The organism is Pseudomonas sp. NCHU5216, from assembly GCF_052156495.1.
Lineage (GTDB): Bacteria > Pseudomonadota > Gammaproteobacteria > Pseudomonadales > Pseudomonadaceae > Aquipseudomonas.
Genome location: NZ_JBQLIX010000063.1, coordinates 1 through 20,196, shown reverse-complemented (window position 1 = coordinate 20,196; position 20,196 = coordinate 1). Strand labels below are relative to the sequence as shown.

18 protein-coding genes are annotated in these 20,196 nt (G+C 58.9%); 12 read left to right on the top strand and 6 right to left on the bottom strand.

Annotated features, from left to right (window positions below; all coding sequences use genetic code 11):
- From ACSVIK_RS25040 to ntrC, 5 genes are all read left to right on the top strand, one after another.
- Positions 1-189, top strand: a 189-nt coding sequence (locus tag ACSVIK_RS25040) for a hypothetical protein (protein ID WP_442446842.1), incomplete at its 5' end; no start/stop codon positions are given.
- A 109-nt stretch (positions 190-298) separates the two neighbouring features.
- On the top strand, positions 299-883 hold the full coding sequence (locus tag ACSVIK_RS25035) for a DUF4124 domain-containing protein (protein WP_442446841.1): 585 nt from the start codon (positions 299-301) through the stop codon (positions 881-883).
- Between the two features lie 2 nt (positions 884-885).
- A complete protein-coding gene (locus tag ACSVIK_RS25030; protein ID WP_442446843.1) occupies positions 886-1,500 on the top strand; it encodes a DUF4124 domain-containing protein in 615 nt (204 codons plus the stop codon).
- Between the two features lie 183 nt (positions 1,501-1,683).
- Positions 1,684-2,772 carry a nitrogen regulation protein NR(II) gene (gene glnL / locus ACSVIK_RS25025; RefSeq protein WP_268179309.1) on the top strand — a complete coding sequence of 363 codons (1,089 nt, stop codon included), beginning with the start codon at positions 1,684-1,686 and terminating at the stop codon, positions 2,770-2,772.
- The gene (gene ntrC, locus ACSVIK_RS25020; RefSeq protein WP_268179310.1) at positions 2,769-4,202 is read left to right on the top strand and encodes a nitrogen regulation protein NR(I); all 1,434 of its coding nucleotides are present in this window, start codon (positions 2,769-2,771) and stop codon (positions 4,200-4,202) included. The genes glnL and ntrC overlap by 4 nt, the downstream gene beginning before the upstream one ends.
- A 50-nt stretch (positions 4,203-4,252) precedes the next feature.
- Here ntrC and ACSVIK_RS25015 read toward each other — a convergent pair whose 3' ends face one another.
- Together ACSVIK_RS25015 and ACSVIK_RS25010 are read right to left on the bottom strand one after the other, a co-directional pair.
- Positions 4,253-4,909, bottom strand: coding sequence for a DUF2076 domain-containing protein (locus ACSVIK_RS25015; RefSeq protein WP_442446840.1), 657 nt, complete (start codon positions 4,907-4,909; stop codon positions 4,253-4,255).
- A 108-nt stretch (positions 4,910-5,017) separates the two neighbouring features.
- Complete coding sequence (locus ACSVIK_RS25010; RefSeq protein ID WP_442446839.1) at positions 5,018-5,416, bottom strand: NINE protein; 399 nt, start codon at positions 5,414-5,416, stop codon at positions 5,018-5,020.
- A 148-nt stretch (positions 5,417-5,564) separates the two neighbouring features.
- On the opposite strand from ACSVIK_RS25010, the gene ACSVIK_RS25005 reads away from it, so the two are divergent.
- Positions 5,565-6,776, top strand: coding sequence for a putative DNA modification/repair radical SAM protein (locus tag ACSVIK_RS25005; RefSeq protein WP_442446838.1), 1,212 nt, complete (start codon positions 5,565-5,567; stop codon positions 6,774-6,776).
- Complete coding sequence (locus ACSVIK_RS25000; protein ID WP_442446837.1) at positions 6,776-7,633, top strand: TIGR03915 family putative DNA repair protein; 858 nt, start codon at positions 6,776-6,778, stop codon at positions 7,631-7,633. Before ACSVIK_RS25005 ends, ACSVIK_RS25000 begins: the two co-directional genes overlap by 1 nt.
- A 92-nt stretch (positions 7,634-7,725) precedes the next feature.
- On the opposite strand, the gene ACSVIK_RS24995 is transcribed toward ACSVIK_RS25000, so the two are convergent.
- Positions 7,726-8,871: a PilT/PilU family type 4a pilus ATPase gene (locus tag ACSVIK_RS24995; protein WP_442446836.1), complete on the bottom strand. Its 1,146-nt coding sequence runs from the start codon at positions 8,869-8,871 to the stop codon at positions 7,726-7,728.
- A 126-nt stretch (positions 8,872-8,997) separates the two neighbouring features.
- Entirely contained in the window at positions 8,998-10,032 is a 1,035-nt protein-coding gene (locus ACSVIK_RS24990; protein ID WP_268179316.1) for a type IV pilus twitching motility protein PilT, read from the bottom strand.
- A gap of 65 nt (positions 10,033-10,097) precedes the next feature.
- On the opposite strand from ACSVIK_RS24990, the gene ACSVIK_RS24985 reads away from it, so the two are divergent.
- The 5 genes from ACSVIK_RS24985 to ACSVIK_RS24965 all read left to right on the top strand — a co-directional run bounded on the left by ACSVIK_RS24985 (position 10,098) and on the right by ACSVIK_RS24965 (position 14,744).
- Positions 10,098-10,790, top strand: a complete 693-nt coding sequence (locus ACSVIK_RS24985; RefSeq protein WP_442446835.1) for a YggS family pyridoxal phosphate-dependent enzyme — start codon at positions 10,098-10,100, stop codon at positions 10,788-10,790.
- A gap of 17 nt (positions 10,791-10,807) precedes the next feature.
- On the top strand, positions 10,808-11,623 hold the full coding sequence (proC, locus tag ACSVIK_RS24980; protein WP_442446834.1) for a pyrroline-5-carboxylate reductase: 816 nt from the start codon (positions 10,808-10,810) through the stop codon (positions 11,621-11,623).
- A 54-nt stretch (positions 11,624-11,677) separates the two neighbouring features.
- Complete coding sequence (locus ACSVIK_RS24975; protein ID WP_268179319.1) at positions 11,678-12,271, top strand: YggT family protein; 594 nt, start codon at positions 11,678-11,680, stop codon at positions 12,269-12,271.
- Positions 12,272-12,273: 2 nt separating this feature from the next.
- Complete coding sequence (locus ACSVIK_RS24970; protein WP_442446833.1) at positions 12,274-12,564, top strand: DUF167 domain-containing protein; 291 nt, start codon at positions 12,274-12,276, stop codon at positions 12,562-12,564.
- A 212-nt stretch (positions 12,565-12,776) separates the two neighbouring features.
- Positions 12,777-14,744 (top strand): dynamin family protein, encoded by a 1,968-nt coding sequence (locus ACSVIK_RS24965; protein ID WP_442446832.1) that lies wholly within the window; start codon positions 12,777-12,779, stop codon positions 14,742-14,744.
- Between the two features lie 1,236 nt (positions 14,745-15,980).
- Here ACSVIK_RS24965 and ACSVIK_RS24960 read toward each other — a convergent pair.
- Together ACSVIK_RS24960 and ACSVIK_RS24955 are read right to left on the bottom strand one after the other, a co-directional pair.
- Positions 15,981-16,937, bottom strand: a complete 957-nt coding sequence (locus tag ACSVIK_RS24960; protein WP_442446831.1) for a tetratricopeptide repeat protein — start codon at positions 16,935-16,937, stop codon at positions 15,981-15,983.
- 21 nt (positions 16,938-16,958) lie between these two features.
- On the bottom strand, positions 16,959-20,078 hold the full coding sequence (locus ACSVIK_RS24955) for a hypothetical protein (RefSeq protein ID WP_442446830.1): 3,120 nt from the start codon (positions 20,076-20,078) through the stop codon (positions 16,959-16,961).
- Between the last annotated feature and the right edge of the window lie 118 nt (positions 20,079-20,196).

The window sequence follows — 20,196 nt, the reverse complement described above, 5'->3', positions numbered from 1 at the left end:
CAGCCAGGGCCGGATGATCGGGCGGAGGGTTTTGGTTACTTTGCCCGCAAAGTGACTCGCCCGGGAGGGCGAAACCAGAAACATCAGCAAAAACGCGGCAATCCGGAACAAGCCCCTGAAACACCAACACAGTATTGCCAGTCCGGTATCAACCAGGCATTCCCCCAAGAACGCGAAGAACCTTTCTGATGAAAGCACCCTGCTTTTGCAGGCAAAGGTCACAGCCAAAGCGCCCCACGCTTGCCAGGAACCCATAGCAGTGCAAGGCTTAGATCATCTACCGAGCAAGGATAGGCCCATGCGCCCATTACTCGTCTGCCTGCTGCTCGCCCTGGCCCTGCCGGCCAGCGCGCAAATCTACAAGTACACCGACGCCAACGGCAATACGGTGTACACCAACCAACCGCCAGAGGGCACTCCCGCCGAGAGCGTCGAGCTGCCGCCGACCAATACGGTGGATATGCAAACGCCCAAGCTTCCCCCACCCACATCCTCTGGCGAAGAGAAGGCTGAGGCGCCCTACAAAGTGCTGCGGCTCACCGGCATCCCCGACGACGAAGCCATGCGCGCCAACAACGGCTCCTTCGTCGTCGGCGTGAACATTCAGCCGCGCCTGCAGCCGGGTCACCGCCTGCGCCTGATCCTCGACGGGCAGCCCTACGGCCAGGCGAGCAATGTGCCGAGCCTGCAACTGACCAATATCGACCGTGGCGAACACAGCCTGGCCGTGGCGGTGCTGGACGGCGATCGAGTGATCCAGCAAAGCGCGACCGAGACCTTCACCGTGCAACGCATCAGCCTCAACAGCCCGGCCAGGAAACCGGCCGCTCCGCCGCCCCCTAAGCCGGCTCCCAAACCCGCCAAGCCTGCAAGCAACGGATGATGATGCGAACACTTCTGCTGGGCCTGCTCTTGCTGGCCCAGGGCGCTCAAGCGCAGGTCTACACCTATATCGATGCCGAAGGTAATCGCGTATTCACCGACAAGCCCCGCAGCAGCAGTGCCGAGCGCGTATATATCGCGCCCTCCAACAGCACCCAGATGACTAGGCCCCAATCCAGCGTTCGCGTTGCCCCATCGCCCGTGACCAAGCCGGTGGTGCACTACCAGCTCCTGCGTATTCTGCTGCCCGAGCCGGATGCCTCGATCCACCATGCCTCGGGCGACATGATCGTCACCCTGACCAGCGAACCCGGCCTGCTGCCCGGCCACAGCTACCGCCTGCTACTCGATGGCCAGCCACAGGGCGAACCCAGCCGCAGCCCGGTTTTTTCCCTGCAGCATGTCGACCGTGGCACGCACCAGTTGGTGGGCGAGATCGTCGATGCCGCCGGCCTGATCGTCGAACGCACCCCAGCGCAACCCTTTCACATGCACCGCATGTCGCTGGCGCAGAAGCGCAAGATCAGGCCGTGCAAGAAGGACGACTATGGCGTGCGCCCGGAATGCCCGCTGAAAGACAAGCCCCCAGAGAAGTCCAGCATCCTTCCTTTTCTCTAGCAGGCACCAATTTGGTGCATTAAATCGCACCAAACTTTATTCTCTCCCTGTTTTGGGTCGAAACGTCCCGCCTGATCGCCTTGCAGTCCGCCCTGATCCCGAGATGACGCAGAAAAAATGCGTCTTTTCGGGGCCTTGGTTTGCTTCTTGCATTTTCCTGCCCATTGCCGGAACGCACTGCCTATGACTATCAACGACGCGCTGCACCGCCTGCTACTCGACAACCTGACCACCGCCACCCTGCTGCTCAACAGCCAGTTATGCCTTGAGTACATGAACCCGGCGGCGGAGATGCTGCTGGCCGTCAGCGGCCAGCGCAGCCATGGCCAGTTCATCAGCGAACTGTTCACCGAATCGCCCGAGGCGCTGTCCTCCCTGCGCCAGGCGGTGGAACAGGCGCACCCGTTCAACAAGCGCGAAGCCGTGCTGACCTCTGTGACCGGCCAGACCCTGACCGTGGACTACGCCGTCACCCCGCTGTTCAGCAAGGGCGAAACCCTGCTGCTGCTGGAGGTGCACCCACGTGACCGTCTGCTGCGCATCACCAAGGAAGAAGCGCAGCTATCCAAGCAGGAAACCACCAAACTGCTGGTGCGCGGCCTGGCTCACGAGATCAAGAACCCGCTGGGCGGCATCCGTGGCGCAGCGCAACTGCTGTCGCGCGAGCTGCCCAACGAAGAGCTCAAGGACTACACCAACGTCATCATCGAAGAGGCCGACCGCCTGCGTAACCTGGTCGACCGCATGCTCGGCTCGAACAAGCTGCCGTCGCTGGCGATGACCAACGTGCACGAAGTGCTGGAACGGGTGGCCAACCTGATCGAGGCCGAGGCACAGGGCAGCGTCATTCTGGTGCGTGATTACGACCCGAGCATCCCCGACCTGTTGATCGACCGTGAGCAGATGATCCAGGCCGTGCTCAATATCGTGCGCAACGGCATGCAGGCCATCGCCGGGCAGAAGCACGACATGGGCCTGGGCCGCATCAGCCTGCGCACCCGTACCCTGCGCCAGTTCACCATCGGCCATACCCGCCACCGCCTGGTGGTCAAGGTGGAGATCATGGACAACGGCCCTGGCATCCCGCCGGAACTGCAGGAAACCATCTTCTACCCCATGGTCAGCGGTCGTGCCGACGGCACCGGCCTGGGCCTGGCCATCACCCAGAACATCATCAGTCAGCATCAGGGCCTGATCGAATGCGAGAGCCACCCAGGCCACACCGTGTTCTCGATCTTCCTGCCACTGGAACAAGGAGCGACCACGCCATGAGCCGCAACGAAACCGTCTGGATTGTCGACGACGATCGTTCCATCCGCTGGGTACTGGAAAAGGCCCTGCAACAGGAAGGCATGAGCATCCAGAGCTTCGACAGTGCCGACGGCGTCCTCGCCCGCCTGACCCGCCAGCAGCCGGACGTGATCATCTCCGACATCCGCATGCCGGGGGCCAGCGGCCTCGACCTGCTGGCTCGAATCCGCGAGCTGTACCCGCGCCTGCCGGTGATCATCATGACCGCGCACTCGGACCTGGACAGCGCCGTGGCCAGCTATCAGGGCGGTGCCTTCGAGTACCTGCCCAAGCCGTTCGACGTCGACGAAGCGGTCTCTCTGGTCAAGCGCGCCTTCCAGCACGCCCAGGAGCAACAGAGCCTGGCCGCGCCAGCAGCACAGGCACGTACCCCGGAAATCATCGGCGAGGCGCCGGCGATGCAGGAGGTGTTCCGCGCCATCGGCCGCCTGTCCCACTCCAATATCACCGTGCTGATCAACGGCGAGTCGGGTACCGGCAAAGAGCTGGTCGCCCATGCCCTGCACCGCCACAGCCCGCGCGCGGCCGCGCCGTTCATCGCTCTGAACATGGCTGCGATCCCCAAGGATTTGATGGAGTCCGAGCTGTTCGGCCATGAGAAAGGCGCCTTCACCGGCGCGGCCAACCAGCGCCGTGGCCGCTTCGAGCAGGCCGACGGTGGCACCCTGTTCCTCGACGAGATCGGCGACATGCCGGCCGATACCCAGACGCGCCTGCTGCGCGTGCTGGCCGATGGCGAGTTCTACCGGGTCGGTGGTCATACCCCGGTGAAGGTGGACGTGCGCATCATCGCCGCCACCCACCAGAACCTGGAAACCCTGGTGCAGGCCGGCAAGTTTCGCGAAGACCTGTTCCACCGCCTCAACGTCATCCGCATCCATATTCCGCGCCTGGCCGACCGCCGCGAGGACATCCCCACCCTGGCCAACCACTTCCTCGCCCGTGCGGCGCAGGAGCTGGCAGTCGAGCCCAAGCTGCTCAAGAGCGAGACAGAGGACTACCTCAAGCACCTGCCCTGGCCGGGCAACGTGCGCCAGTTGGAGAACACCTGCCGCTGGATCACCGTCATGGCCTCGGGCCGCGAGGTGCATGTCGACGACCTGCCGCCCGAGCTGCTGACCCAGCCGCAGGACGCCGCCCCGGTAACCAACTGGGAGCAGGCACTGCGCCTGTGGGCCGACCAGGCCTTGGCGCGTGGCCAGTCCAACCTGCTCGACAGCGCCGTGCCGGCCTTCGAGCGCATCATGATCGAGACCGCCCTCAAGCACACCGCCGGCCGTCGCCGCGATGCCGCCCTATTGCTGGGCTGGGGCCGCAATACCCTGACCCGCAAGATCAAGGAACTGGGCATGAAGGTCGACGGCGGGGATGATGACGACAGCGACGACTGAAGCCTCCAGGCGGATGACGGCAGCCTGTGCGATGCCGTCATCCGCGTCGTTTAGCTGAAAAAGCTGTCGTCACCACCGTCGAAGAAATCACCACCGTCGAAGTAGCTGTCATCGGCATAGCTGTCGCCTGGCGAACCCGCATCGAAATTGCCGGGATCCTGCTGCAGCGGAGGCTCGACCACCTCGACGATCTCCGTCGGGCTGCCGTGATGGAACAGGCCGCTGAGCATATCGGCCATCATCACACCACCGGCCACACCGGCCGCCGTCTGCAAGGCACCGCGCATGAAACCACCGCCCTGCCCCGGCAGTGCAGCCGGTTGCGCCGGGCGCGGATCGCTGGCGGCAGCGCCCTGGGAAAAGCGCGTCTGCCCCCAGCCGTCCGGGCGCGAGCTCGGCTGCGGCTGCGGCTGCGCCTCACGCGCCCCGCCACCGAACAAACCGGAAAGAAAGCCGCCGCTGCTGGGGCGTTGCTGCTGCGCCTCGGCCAGTTGCGTTTCCAGCTCCTTGACCCGCTGATCCTGGCGCTTGAGTGCCGCCTCCTGAATCAGAATGGTCTGCGCCATGTAATAAGGCGCCGCCGGCTGGCGCGCGACATGCTCGGCGATATGCGCATCGGCCTCGGCATCGCGGGCAGCGCTCTGCCGCTCGGCGTCGTGCAGACGCGAGAACAAGCCATCGATCAGGGTTCGTTCTTCGGAATTCATGGGTGCCTCGTTTACTGCAAGTGGCACATCCCTGTAGGGAATTCCTGCAAGGCAGACGCCTCGCTCTGCAGCGTTTGAGCGAGACGCCAGAACGCAGTTCCCTGCCGATCAGCCGCGCTGAGCGTTCTTGATGGAAATTTGCGTATTGAGTGTCCAGAAGTCATAGAGCACACCAACCAGAAACAGGCCGCCGGTCAGCAGATAGATGATTCCGGTAATCCATTTGCCCTGGTACATGCGGTGCACGCCGAACACGCCGAGGAAGGTCAGCAGTATCCAGGCCACGTTGTAGTCGGTTTCACCTGCGGTAAAACGCAGATCCGCTTCGCGATCCATCGCCGGAATCAGAAACAGATCGATGATCCAGCCGATGAACAGCAAGCCCAGGGTAAGGAACCAGATGGTGCCGGTGACCGGCTTGCCGTAGTAGAAGCGATGCGAGCCGAGGAAGCCGAAGATCCACAGCAGATAGCCGATCAGCTTGCTGTGCGTATCCTGTCGTTGCATGGAGTACTCCTTGTGCGAGATAGCATTATGACGCCACGGTTGTTGAAAAGGTTTCCTCTACCAGGCCTCACGGAACAACCGCACGAATGGCTTGATAGCATTGCGGCACCCGGATACTGTATATAAAAACAGTATCAATATCCTCCGCATGCAACTGATCGAAAAGCTCACCATCCTCGCCGATGCCGCCAAGTACGATGCCTCTTGTGCCAGCAGCGGCGCACCGAAACGCAGCTCCAAGGGCAAGGAAGGAATCGGCTCGACCAACGGCATGGGCATCTGCCACAGCTACACACCGGACGGTCGTTGCGTGGCGCTGCTGAAGATCCTGCTGACCAACTTCTGCCTGTACGACTGCCAATACTGCATCAACCGCCGCTCCAGCGACGTGCCACGGGCGCGCTTCACGCCCGAGGAAGTGGTGACCCTGACCCTGGACTTCTACAAGCGCAACTGCGTCAGCGGCCTGTTCCTCAGCTCCGGCATCATCCGCTCGGCCGACTACACCATGGAGCAGTTGATCCGCGTCGCCAAGCTGCTGCGCCGGGAGCACCAGTTCCGTGGCTACATTCACCTCAAGACCATCCCCGACGCCGCGCCGGAATTGATCGCCGAAGCCGGCCTGTATGCCGATCGCCTCAGCGTCAATATCGAACTGCCCACCGAGACCAGCCTGGTACGCCTGGCCCCGGAGAAGAACGTCGGCAGCATCCACCAGGCCATGCACAGCATCCATCTGGGCGAACGCGAAGCCCGGGAGGAACGCCGCGCGCCACGCTTCGCCCCAGCCGGGCAGAGCACGCAGATGATCGTTGGCGCCGACACCACCGACGACAGCACCATCCTGCACAACGCGCAGACGCTTTACAGCGACTATCGCCTGCGCCGCGTCTACTACTCGGCCTTCAGCCCCATCCCACAAAGCCCGAAAACCGTGCCCTTCGAGGCGCCGCCATTGCTACGCGAACACCGTCTGTATCAGGCCGACTTCCTCATGCGCGGTTATGGCTTCAGCGCCACGGAGCTGTTGGCTGGCCCCGGTAACCTGGCGCTGGACATCGACCCCAAGCTGGCCTGGGCGCTGGCCAATCGCGAGCAATTCCCCGTCGACCTGAACCGCGCCGATGAGTCCTTGATCGCCCGCGTGCCTGGCATCGGCGTGCTCAGTGCGCGGCGCCTGGGTGCGCTGCGGCGTGAGCGACGCATCCGCTATGAAGACCTTACCCGCCTGCGCTGCGTACTAGAGAAGGCCAAACCCTTCATCGTCACCCAGGACTACCGCCCACCGCGCGCCGAACACGAATCCATGGTGCTGCGCCAGCAACTGCGCGACACCCCGGCACAGATGGCGCTGTGGTGATGCACAGCCTGCGCTTCGACGGCACCTTCGCCACCTGGCGCCAGGCAGCACGCCGCGCCTTGCTGCAGGGGCTGGCCCCTCATCAGGTGCAATGGCTGGACGAAGAAAGCACGCCCGGCCTGTTCGATGAAGCGGCCGAGCGCGCACCGGAGCCCAGCGGCCGCCTGCGCGTTTCTCCCGAGTTGCTGGAGCTATTGGACAGCGCTGCGCAATACCGTGGCGACGAGCGCTGGAGCCTGCTGTACCGGGTGCTCTGGCGCTTCGTGCAGGGCGAGCGCAGCGCCATCCTGGCCGGCGACCCCGACGGCAGCGAGCTGCAGCGCCGGCTCAAGGCCGTGCGCCGTGAAGCGCACCACCTGCACGCCTTCGTCCGCTTCCAGCCATGCAAGACCGAAGGCGCGCCGGACTTCACCGCCTGGTTCGAGCCGGCGCACGACATCCTCGCCTCGGCCAGCGGCCACTTCGCCGAACGCCTGGGCAAGCACAGTTGGTTGATCGCCACCCCACGCGATGGCGTGCTCTGGGATGGCCAGCACCTGCAGCACGAGCGGCGCTGCCCGGCGCAGTGGCAAGCCTGGGCACAACAGCCCGAGGATGACGGCCAGGCGCTATGGCGCGCCTACTACGGCAGCACCTTCAACCCGGCGCGACTCAATCGCACGGTGCTGCAGCAGCATCTGCCGCTACGCTTCTGGAAGCACCTGCCGGAAGGGCCGTTGATTCCGCAATTGATGAGCGAGGCGCGTGCCGGCGCGCAGCGCGACGGCCAAGCCCTGACGTTGGTCGGCAGGAAGGGCAAACGCATTGCCCGAATGAACGAAGGGGACGCATCGCGTCCCCCGTCTGGCAGCCCGTAGCCTGGGTTGAGCGCAGCGAAACCCGGGAAGCTCCACACCCAGCCTACGCGGGCTCGATTGGGGCGATCAGCAATGCCTTGGAGAAACCACCATCAGCGGAAACGACGCCCCGGATCTTCCTCGCTGATCTCCAGCGACAGGCCCTGCGCCATGCTCGTCAGGTGGTCGCCATCGGTTTCCGAGCCCAGCTTGATCATCAGGCGCAGGTCGTTGGCCGAGTCGGCATAAAGCAGCGCGTCCTCGTAGGTGATCTCGCCCTGGGTGTAGAGGTTGTACAGCGCCTGATCGAAGGTCTGCATGCCCTGCTCGGTGGAGCGCTTCATCAGGCTCTTGAGTTCGTGGATCTCGCCCTTGCGGATCAGGTCGGCGGCCAGCGGCGTGTTGATCAGCACCTCGATCACCGCGCGACGGCCCTTGCCGTCCGGGGTCGGCACCAGTTGCTGGGCGACGATGGCCTTGAGGTTGAGCGACAGATCCATCCACACCTGGTTGTGTCGATCCGGTGGGAAGAAGTTGATGATGCGATCCAGCGCCTGGTTGGCGTTGTTGGCGTGCAGGGTGGCCAAGCATAGGTGGCCGGTCTCGGCGAAGGCCACGGCGTGATCCATGGTTTCGCGGGTACGCACCTCGCCGATCATGATGACGTCCGGAGCCTGGCGCAGGGTGTTCTTCAGCGCCACCTCGAAGGAGTCGGTGTCGATGCCCACCTCACGCTGGGTGACGATGCAACTCTGGTGCTGGTGGATGTACTCGATCGGATCCTCGATGGAAATGATATGGCCACTGCTGTTGCGGTTACGGTAGCCGATCATCGCCGCCAGAGAGGTGGATTTACCCGTGCCGGTGGCACCGACGAACAACACCAGGCCGCGCTTGGTCAGCGACAGTTTTTTGAGGACTTCCGGCAGCTTGAGGTCGTCGAGGGTGGGAATGTTGGTTTCGATGCGGCGCAGCACCATGCCCACCAGGTTGCGCTGGTAGAAGGCGCTGACGCGGAAGCGGCCGATGCCGCGCGCGCTGATGGCGAAGTTGCACTCGTGGTGCTCGGCGAAATCGCGGCGCTGGGCATCATTCATCACCCCCAGCACGGTTTCGCGAGCCTGCTCCGGGGTCATGGGGTTCTTGGTCACCGGCATGATCTTGCCATTGACCTTCATCGAAGGCGGTACGCCGGTGGTGATGAACAGATCCGAACCACCCTTTTCCACCATCAGACGCAGCAGTTTCTCGAATTCCATCGTCGCTCTCGTAGCTTCGTGTGCAATACCGCCCGGCAGGTGACTGCCGGATCGTAGGAGCGAGCTCTGCTCGCGAATAGGCTAACGCCAAAAGCTTCGCTCGCGATGCTCGCGCCCACACCGTTCCTATAAATTTTCCGGGCTCTTGGCCTTTTCCCGCGCGCTGTCGCGGCTCACCAGCCCCTTGGCAACCAGGGTCTTGAGGCAGGCATCGAGGGTCTGCATGCCCAGCGCGCCGCCAGTCTGGATCGCCGAATACATCTGCGCCACCTTGTCCTCACGGATCAGGTTACGGATGGCCGGCGTACCGATCATGATTTCGTGGGCCGCCACGCGACCGCCGCCGATCTTCTTCAGCAGGGTCTGCGAGATCACCGCCTGCAGCGATTCGGAAAGCATCGAGCGCACCATGGATTTTTCCTCGGCGGGGAACACGTCGACCACGCGGTCGATGGTCTTGGCCGCGGAGGTGGTGTGCAGGGTGCCGAATACCAAGTGGCCGGTTTCCGCCGCGGTCAGCGCCAGGCGGATGGTCTCCAGATCCCGCATTTCGCCCACCAGGATGATGTCCGGGTCTTCCCGCAGCGCCGAGCGCAGCGCTTCGGAGAAGCCATGGGTATCGCGGTGCACCTCGCGCTGGTTGACCAGGCACTTCTTCGACTCGTGGACGAATTCGATGGGGTCTTCGATGGTGAGGATATGGTGGTACTTGTTGCTATTGAGGTAGTCGAGCATCGCCGCCAGGGTGGTCGACTTGCCCGAGCCGGTCGGGCCGGTGACCAGCACCAGGCCGCGCGGCACGTCGGTGATCTTGCGGAACACCTCACCCATGCCCAGGTCGTCCATGGTCAGCACCTTGGACGGAATGGTACGGAACACCGCACCGGCGCCCCGGTTCTGATTGAAGGCGTTGACCCGGAAACGCGCCACGCCCGGCACCTCGAAGGAGAAGTCGGTCTCGAGGAATTCCTCGTAATCCTTGCGCTGCTTGTCGTTCATGATGTCGTAGATCAGCGCGTGCACCTGCTTGTGATCCAGCGGTGGCAGGTTGATGCGGCGCACGTCGCCGTCGACGCGGATCATCGGCGGCAAACCGGCCGAGAGGTGCAAATCCGACGCGCCTTGCTTGGCGCTGAAGGCAAGCAGCTCGGTAATATCCATGGGACTCCCCAATTGCAGGCAAGCAGGTAGAATGCCGCGAACGCTTAACGGCCGGGCCGCAAGTAATGTCCACGATAGCAGAGAATATTGCAAAGGTCGGAGCGCGCATCCGTGAGGCGGCGCAAGCATCGCAGCGCGATTTTGCAGGGATCGGCCTGCTCGCGGTGAGCAAGACCAAACCCGCCGAGGCCATTCGCGAGGCGCATGCCGCCGGTATCCGCGACTTCGGCGAGAACTACCTGCAGGAAGCACTGGAAAAACAGGCCACCTTGAGTGACCTGCCCTTGATCTGGCACTTCATCGGCCCCATTCAGTCAAACAAGACCCGGCCCATCGCCGAGCATTTCGACTGGGTACATTCGGTGGATCGCCTGAAAATCGCCCAACGCCTGTCCGACCAACGCCCTGCGCACCTGCCCGCGCTGAATATCTGCCTGCAGGTCAATGTCAGCGGTGAGCAGAGCAAATCCGGCTGCAGCCCTGCAGAGCTGGCGGAGCTGGCCCAAGCCGTGACCGCTCTGCCCAACCTGCGCCTGCGCGGGCTGATGGCGATACCCGAACCCACCGATGATGTCGCCGCGCAGCACGCTGCCTTCGCCCGTCTGCGCCAGTTGCGTGACGACCTGGCGCTGAACCTCGACACCCTGTCCATGGGCATGAGCCATGACCTGGAAGCCGCCATCGCCGAAGGCGCCACCTGGGTACGCATAGGCACCGCCCTGTTCGGCGCCCGCGACTATGGCCAGCCCACTCACTGAATGAAGGAATTCCCGCAATGAGCAACCCGATCATCGCCTTCGTCGGCGCCGGCAACATGGCCGCCAGCCTGATTGGCGGCCTGCGCGCCCAGGGCGTGGCGGCCAGCGCCATCCGCGCCAGCGAGCCTGGCAGCGAACAACGCGCACGGCTGCAGCAGGAACAGGGCATCGCCACCTTCGCTGACAACGCCGAAGCCATCAAAGGCGCCGACCTGATCGTGCTGGCGGTAAAGCCGCAGGTCATGAAGGCAGTGTGCCTGGATCTGGCCGCACACCTCACACCGAACCAGGTAATAGTCTCCATCGCCGCCGGCATCAGTTGCGCCAGCCTGGAGAAATGGCTGGGCGAGCGCCCGGTGGTGCGCTGCATGCCCAACACACCGGCGTTGCTGCGCCAGGGCGTATCCGGCCTGTTCGCCAACCCGCGCGTCAGCGCCGAGCAGAAGGCGCAGGCCGAGCAGGTGCTGAGCGCGGTCGGCCTGGCCCTGTGGCTGGACGAGGAAAGCCAGCTCGATGCCGTCACCGCCGTTTCCGGCAGCGGCCCGGCCTACTTCTTCCTGCTGATCGAGGCCATGACCGCAGCCGGCGAACGACTCGGCCTGCCACATGAGACCGCCGCACGCCTGAGCATCCACACCGCCCTGGGCGCCGCACGCATGGCCAGCGAAAGCGACGTGGACGCCGGCGAGCTGCGCCGCCGCGTCACCTCACCGAACGGAACCACCGAAGCGGCGATCAAAACCTTCCAGGCCGGCGGCTTCGAGGCGCTGGTACAACAGGCACTCGATGCCGCCGCCAACCGTTCGGCCGAACTGGCCGAGCAACTGGGCTAGGGTCTGTCGACGACGACCACGCCGAAGTATCAAGTGCCCTTAAAAGGAGACAGCATGTCCGGACTCATCGAAGCCCTCATCTACATCATCCAGACCCTCGGCAGCCTGTACCTGCTGATCGTGCTGCTGCGCTTCATCCTGCAACTGGTGCGCGCCGACTTCTACAACCCGCTCAGCCAGTTCATCGTCAAGGCCACACAGCCGCTGCTGACGCCGCTGCGCCGCATCATCCCCGGCATCGCCGGGCTGGATCTGGCCTCGCTGATCCTGGCCATCGTGGTGCAATTGCTGCTGATGATCGTCACCCTGACCCTGATGGGCTACAACGTCGGCGGCTTCATCCTGCAACTGCTGGTGTGGTCGATGATCGGCGTGACCTCGCTGTTCCTAAAGGTGTTCTTCTTCGCCCTGATCATCAGCGTGATCCTCTCCTGGGTCGCGCCCGGCAGCTACAACCCCGGCGCACAACTGGTGAACCAGATCTGCGAACCGCTGCTGGCGCCCTTCCGCCGCCTGCTGCCTAACCTGGGCGGCCTGGATATATCGCCGATCTTCGCCTTCATCGCCATCAACCTGGCGGATCGCTTCATCATCGGCGGCCTGGCGGCCTATACCGGCCTGCCGCCCATGCTCAGCCCCTTCCTCTGAGGATGAGTTTCTACCGCTGGGACGGCGAGGATCTGATCCTCGACTGCCACCTGCAGCCCAAGGCGAGCAAGGACGAGTTCGCCGGGCTGCACGGTGAGCGGCTGAAGATCCGCCTCACCGCACCGCCGGTGGAAGGCAAGGCCAACGCCCACCTGCAGGCCTTCCTGGCCAAGGCCTTCGGCGTTGCCAAGAGCCAGGTGAGCCTGGAAAGCGGCGAGCTGAACCGGCAGAAACGCCTGCGCATCCATGCGCCCCGCTGCCTGCCCTCCCTGCCTGGCCTGCAGCGCCCCTGACGACCGCTCGGCCACCCCAGCCGACCATAAGGCGGGACTGTCGCAGCAGCGATTGACGCTCACCTCGTACCTCGCATAATGCAGGCTAACCGCATGACCCCATGCACCCTGGCGGCTGAATGAGGCGCCCGTGCCAGGCCAAGGCCGAGCACTGCAGCTATCGAACGCCCTGAACCGTGTTGCTGTACGTATCGCCCGAGAGGAGAGCCAGGATGAGCATGGAACGTCTCAGTCAGCAGGTGGATGCCTACGTAGGTTGGAAGCGCGAACTGATCCGCGAGATCACCCGCTACCGGGGCTGGCTCGAACACAACCGTCTCAGCTCCGACGCCGTCACCAGCAAACTCGAGCGCGCCCTCAAGCTGCTGCGTACCGACCACATCACCCTGGCCTTCGTCGGCGAGTTCTCGCGCGGCAAGACCGAACTGATCAACAGCCTGTTCTTCTCCGAATATGGCCAGCGCATGCTGCCCTCCCAGGCCGGGCGCACCACCATGTGCCCCACCGAGCTATTCTTCGATCCACGCTCGGAACGCTCCTACATTCACCTGCTGCCCATCGAGACACGCAGCACCTCTGCCAGCGTGGCCCAGTTCAAACGCATTCCCCGCCATTGGGTGAGCATCCCGCTGGACAGCAGCGACCCGGAGAACATGGCCCAGGCCTTCAGCCAGGTGGCCAAGACCAAGGTCATGCCCGTGGAACAGGCGATCCAGCTCGGCTTCCACCCGGACATGCTGGAAAGTGCGGACAAGCGCGGTCATGTACTGGTGCCAGCCTGGCGTCATGCCATGGTCAACTTCGACCACCCCTTGCTGCGCCAGGGCCTGCGCATTCTCGACACGCCCGGCCTCAACGCCCTTGGCAGCGAGCCGGAACTGACCCTGTCGATGCTGCCCAATGCCCAGGCCATCATCTTCCTGCTGGCCGCCGATACCGGCGTCACCGCCAGCGACATGCAGATCTGGCAGCAGCACATCCGCCAGCTCGATGAAGACACGCCTACCAGCCTGTTCGCCGTGCTGAACAAGATCGACGTGCTGTGGGACGACCTGGCCGGCGAAGCCTTCGTGCACAACGCCATCGCCCAGATGCAGAGCGCCACGGCCAAGCAACTTGGCCTCGACCAGGCCGACGTGCTGCCGTTGTCGGCCAAGCAGGCGCTGCTGGCCAAGGTGCGCAAGGACGAAGCGCTGCTGGCGCGCAGCCAGATGAGTGAACTGGAAAACCTGCTGTGCGAACGCATCGTCGCGCAGAAGGAACGCCTGATCGAAGAACAGGTGGTGCGTCAGGTGCTGGCACTGCTCAACAACAGCCAGCACGTACTTGGCCTGCGCCTGGAAAAGGTCAACGAACAACTGGCCCTGCTCGGCAACCACCAGCAGGACAACGGCCAGCTACTGCTGGAACTGACCGCCAAGACCAAGGACGATCACAACCTGCACCACAAGCGCCTGCTGGGGCTGAAGACCAACCAGCGCCTGCTGCAACGCCAGGGCCAGTTGCTGCGCCATGCGGTACGCGCCGAACGCCTGCAGGAACACTTGGAAAAAGTTCGTCGCAACCTCAGCGGCAGCTGGACCACCCTGGGCATCAACCAGGCCATCGTCAGGTTTTTCCAGGCCGTGGAGCAGGATCTGCACAACCTGCAGCACGAAGCCGACCTGGCCAACAAGATGGTCGCCGCCATCTACCAACGGCACAACGAAGCGAGCCCACTGCACGGCGTCGACGCCCCGCAGTTGCAGATCAAGCGCTACTGGCGCGAGCTGCGCCAGCTACAGGCCAAGGGCGACCAGTTCCGCCTGCACCTGAAAACCCTGCTCACCGAGCAACGCAGCCTCACCCGCCGCTTCTTCGCCACTTTGGCGCAGGAAGCCATCGGCCTGCACCAACGCCTGCGCCACGACGCCGAACAATGGGCAGCCGACGCCCTGATGCCGCTGATGCAACACACCCTAGAACACAAACAGATGCTGGAAAGCCACATGCTGCGCCTCAAGGCCCTGGCCCAGGAAACCCAGCAAAGCCGCAAACGCAGCGAGCAACTGGCGCAATACCAGGAAGAACTGCAACAACAACTGGCCCAGGCCGCCGACATGCTCCGCACCCTACGCCGCCCGGCACCGGTGCAACGCCAGGGCAAAGTGGTCAGCTTGCCGGTGGCGGCGCGGTTGTAGGAGTTTTGGGGCGAGAGGTATTACTGTAATGCCTCGTTCTAAATCACTGGCCTTGCTACAGTTATTGGGTGAACTGTAGTGAGCTATTGACCCCAGACACTGACTCAGGGCGAGAGTCTTCGCCGATAGAGCGGTTGTTTCCTAGTCTGAATTCAAGTCGCGCGTTACGCTCAGGCTGGTGCTAGCAAAACTCCAGATGTTCAACCAGCATGAGTATACGAGAGGCAGATGGATGATACTCTGCCACTACATAACTCCTCTCATGCATGATTTGTTCTTTACTAGAGCCCCGACTCAAAGCACTTATTTATCGTGATTTCGACCTTTGGATTCTATACTGATCGGAGGGAGGCAGCTAATAGAAGCACAAACAGCGGTTGCAAGCGCAAAATAAATAGATGAGTCATTGATTCTTAAAAACAAAGGAGGCAAGAAGTTTGAAATGTAAGCAACAACAAATCCAGCTACGGCACCGAATACAGCAGCACGCCCAAAGCCTACAGATGATAGGCTAAGGATTCTTGCCAACGGAGCCGTAAAATACCAGAAAACAAACCATGCAAGCAAAATTACTGGCACGGACACCACATAGAACACAAGAAAATATGACACCCTTATACTAAAAACAGCTCCATGTTCCATAAACAGCAAAAAGAACACAGGCCCTAGTAGCACAAATACAAAAAACGATACAACTGCCAGCCTCATTACAATTGCCCTATTAAGAAAAACACGAAGCCCACTTAAGTAGATATATCACACGCAACAACTACACATCTCTTTCAACAGCCAAGCTTTATCACATAAAAAGAAAGCAGAAGATCTGTTTTTACCGTAAGCGCCCGGCAAATCCCACCTATCCATAGCCCGCTGATCGCTGAACGCCCATTCCTCCAAGCTTAACAGTCTGCCCAACCATATCGACTTGCGGCGTACCCGTCTGCATCAGATTTTGAAATCTAACTTCGTGGCCTGAACCAATATAATCCGCAGCCATGATTGCCGTGCCCGAAATATTTCCTGATGATCTAACAACGCTAAAGCAATTGCTCGCTGGCGTACTGTCTTCTGCATAGAAATTGGATAAGGACTAGAACGGACAAGTCGAACAGCTATGCGCACAGAGCATAGGTGAAAGACCAGCGTGCAGTTGGATGTCACCTTCGCTGCAGGTACGCGTCATCCGTCTTATTGGTCAGATGTCGCTCTCGTTTTTGTCCTCACGTGGCATTATCTTTAAAACCCAAATTTCCTGACATGATAAGAAACAGGTGGATGCGTTTCTTTCCATTCCTTAAAAAAAGCCTCTCCGCGAGCCTTGTCCTCACTTGTCAAAGACTCTCTAAACTCTGGCGTGAGATCGGTCTCAGGCTTGGGGGAACCGAGCGAATCAACCCTAAACAAGAACAAACCATAAGCTATAGCCTTTTCAGGCTTATAGCCAAGCCCCTCATCTCTTATATTATCGCCTTGATGGATCATTTCCATTCGCAATATACATTCATAATGACTTGTATCCAAACAACTTTCAAGCCATTTCTTTGAGCTCTGGTAGTCACCCTCTTCACTGAGAAACTCGGAGAACAACTCCATGGCATTGGGATTTCCATCGAAAGCTGCTTTTTCGAGATATTGCTTAGCCTCCTTAGTCAGAGCTGACCTTCCTGTTTCACGATCCCAAGTATCGTCAAGCATTAATCTCACTAGAAAATATCCAGCCTCACCATTCCCTGCCTCGGCTGATTTCATCAACCACTTTTTATCTCCTGTTAAGAAATACATGGCGTACATGGCAGAACTATCGCCTTCGCTGGCTTTTCTTCCTGCGACCTCAAGTGCTTTTTTCTCCCAAAACTTATTATCCTTAGCACATTTTTTTGCAATGCATAACGTGTCGCGCTTTGACAAACGCAACATGGCAAATATATCACCTTGCTCTGCTGCCGCCACATACCAGCTAGCCGCTTCATTAGTCATGTACCTATTTGCCAGCCTTATAGACTCAGCTAAATAATATTGAGCCTCTCGCCCGCCAGCCTCTGCAGCCACCTTCAGCGGAGACTGTGACTCTACCCATTTATTCTGATTATAAAGAACCATTCCTTTTTCAAAAGAATCTTCGCCAGCTTCTTGTGCATGTGATAAACCTGAAAACAATGCACTGAGAAACAGCAAAATCACTCCAATCCTCATGGAAACCCCTCATCAAACAAATTAATCATAAAAATACAGTGATAACTCTCTAACTAAAGAGTTGTAAGCCCTCTGCGCTGCAAGAACACTCCTCTTCCTAGAATATCGCCCCATAAAACTATCAAGCTGCTTACGATTATTGATAGCCACAGTCAGCTTGTTATCTGAGTGCCCTGAATCGATGCTCATTCGCTCCAACGCTTTTTGGAATAGAATCTGCGCCGCATTTGGAGTCGTAGAGCTGAATGGTTTACCAAGCGCATTACCCTTTACCCAGAGCAGGCAACGGTATATTGCAACCTGCTGAAACTCACATGCCTCTTCGTCCGAAAAATACTTAACCTCATCATCGTTTCGACTTTGAAAACTGAAATCATGCGGAGTACTCGTAAGAGTATACAGCAATGGACCTAGAGTCTCTGGCGGCATACCTAGGAACCATCGCGCCATCGCATCTTGTCGAATATCATTAGCAATTGTATAAGCAAGCAATCCAGCTCGCTTACCAGGCTTACCTGTAATTTCATCGATTAAGGAGTCTACCTTGACCGAGAGCAAAGCGCCAAACTCAGCCATACTCCCCAGTGTAACGCACCCAAAAAGTGTAACTTTACTAAGATAGGTAAATGCATTCTCATCGATCCAGTGAATTCGACGAAAATTATTTTTCATAAGGATTCGACGATAGAGCATGAGGATACTGTCAAGGGCTGCTCCATTGACTTCAAAGCTAAATGCTCCTTTAGCACCGGGCCCGAAGAATACTGCAGCTTTGATGCAGAGCATGAGCCTGCCTCTATCCGTCATCAAATTAAAATCGAATTCAATTCCGACACCAGCTCCGATAGACGCATCAAGTTTAGCGCCCAAAAGAGTAATCCAGTTTATCTCACTGGACAGGCCAGAATTAAGGATTGCTGCATCTTTAGGTGGCCTCCAATTAACTCCACCTTCTATTGTGCAGCCCACTTCGGCCCCGGCATAAAGCTTAAGCTTTCCTAGCAACCCACTGCGTTCAGCAAAATCAATTCCACTTATGCTTGGCAGGCCTTTTTCGTCGACTTTCAGTGCAATTTCGCGGGCCATCATTAAGCTCACCCCCGCAAAACCCCAAGCAACTACACTATAGTTAAGATAAAAACTTCCCATCGACTGAGAGGCTTCTTGTCCATCACCATCAATAAATCGTAGCTCGACAGGAACCGCTTCGCTCTTTGGAGGGAGTTCGATCTTAACCAGATCTACTTCAGCCCGCGCAAGGTTGACTGTCATCCCCAACTCTGCGCTTGCGAGTCTCCTCTCCTTCATCACTTTGGGGTCTGAGTCAATCCCGCTCGCATCTGCGCTGCCTGATACATCTAACGTATCAAGTCGCGTACTTAACACATCCAATTCGGCAACAGGTATTACACTAGGAGAATTATAGCGAACGAGGCTATTTACACTATCTGCACTACTCCCCATACCAAGCATTCTGACGAACTGCGCTTGATAAGATGTATCAAAAAGAATGAGCTGCTGCCGTGCACTGTCCTCAAAGACCATCTGAGTAAGATGCTGGCCCCATTGCTCGGCATAAGCCTCCAAGCCTTGGACCTCATGTCCAGCGTCGTTTAGCTTGGAAAAAAATTCTCCAGGAAGAAAAACGCCGTTCTTGTCGAACCACTTGGAATCTTGCTCCTCAATTGAAATAGCGCCATTACGCTCCAGAAACTGCGTTAGTATCATATCTGGATCTGCTTTATGCAGAGAGGCATATCGAGCTGTTCGGGCATGATCCTTCTTAAGCCTTGAAGCCAACTCAACGTCACACTTTTCAGCTAGATCATAGAGACTGATATGTACTAGTGGCTTTTTACTAGAGGCAAGGCTTAACTCGCGGAGAGGAATGTCGTCATTGCATACGCTATCTTGTTCGCGCATAACATAATTATTCGTGTCCCATAGAAGCCGTCGACTAGGCCGAATACTTAGCATATTTCTCTGAGCACGACCAAAGAGGCGATCAGCTTCTTTTTGTAGAGGAGCAAGCATGGCTCGCTCCTCTTCTAGCAGCTCAGCTGGTGGTGGTGAAAATCCCCCAGTTGCCTTGACAAATTCTTCGTATCGTTCCTCGGCCCGACTGATTAGGGTCTGTTTCTGCTGCATGAGCTCCATGTATGCTTGGTAGTCTTTCAGACCGCTAGCCATATTATCGGCTATACTAAGAGCAAATTCAGGCGTAGCAATACCCAAGTTAGCCAGCCTAATAATTGGCTCAATGTACCCTCCAAGGCGGTACTCTAACAAGTAGTTATAATACTCTCGATAGTCGTTCAGGGCGCGGCAATTCAACTCACCCGCGTCGCAAGAAATAATGATCTTTTTATAAGCATCGAGCACATTCCAAATCGGCTCATACTGACTAGAAAGGCGATTATACTCCTCAAAAGAGTAACTTCTAACCTTAGCCATAAAGGAGTTATATTCCTCCAGAGCCGTTCTGATGGCAACTTCACGAGCCCCATAGATTTTTTTATTCTCTATATGAAACCCTAGCGACCTTGCTACGGCATATCCTTTACTTCTTAATTTCTGCCTATTAACGGTCAATGCTCTGAGATGCATCCGCCTAGATCGGACTTTAGTCTCAATTTCTTGCTGTGCGGCTCGATACTCCTGCAAATATGGCCTCTGCGCTTCCACGCCTCGCTTCGACAGCAATCTCTTTTCCGCTTCTTCAAACCGCTTAAGAACCAATGGCTCGTCAGCCTCCAGTTCCGCACGAACCTGGCGGATATCCTCCTCTAGACCGTCATATACTCCCTGGTCGTCTGGATTTAGGAATACATATGCATCAACAGGTATGAATGGCTCATGCAGCCCATGCCTTGCCAATGCATTATTACGGGTGTCTTTGTCCGCTTGGGATAGCGACTCCGCAAGTTCTTCATGGCACTCAACAAGCAAATCCCTGAGTCGCTCGGGCAGCAACCAGAATCGACGCTGCCCAGTGATATATGCAACATCGGAGAATATCGTTTTTACACAAGAGTTTGTTTCATGGTCAGCAAATGAAGCTTGATCAGGCTGCGCAGCATGAATAGACGCAGGCAGTACTATTGGTTTTTTCAAGCATTTGAATTGAGACATACCTGTCATATTAAATCTCCAAAGACTTTATCTTTTGCATAGCGCTCAGGCCCTGAGGAATCCCCACAAATCTACTCCAGCGCCCGAGCTTGCCGGTGAACCTCGTCACGTAGCAATAGCTCCATCT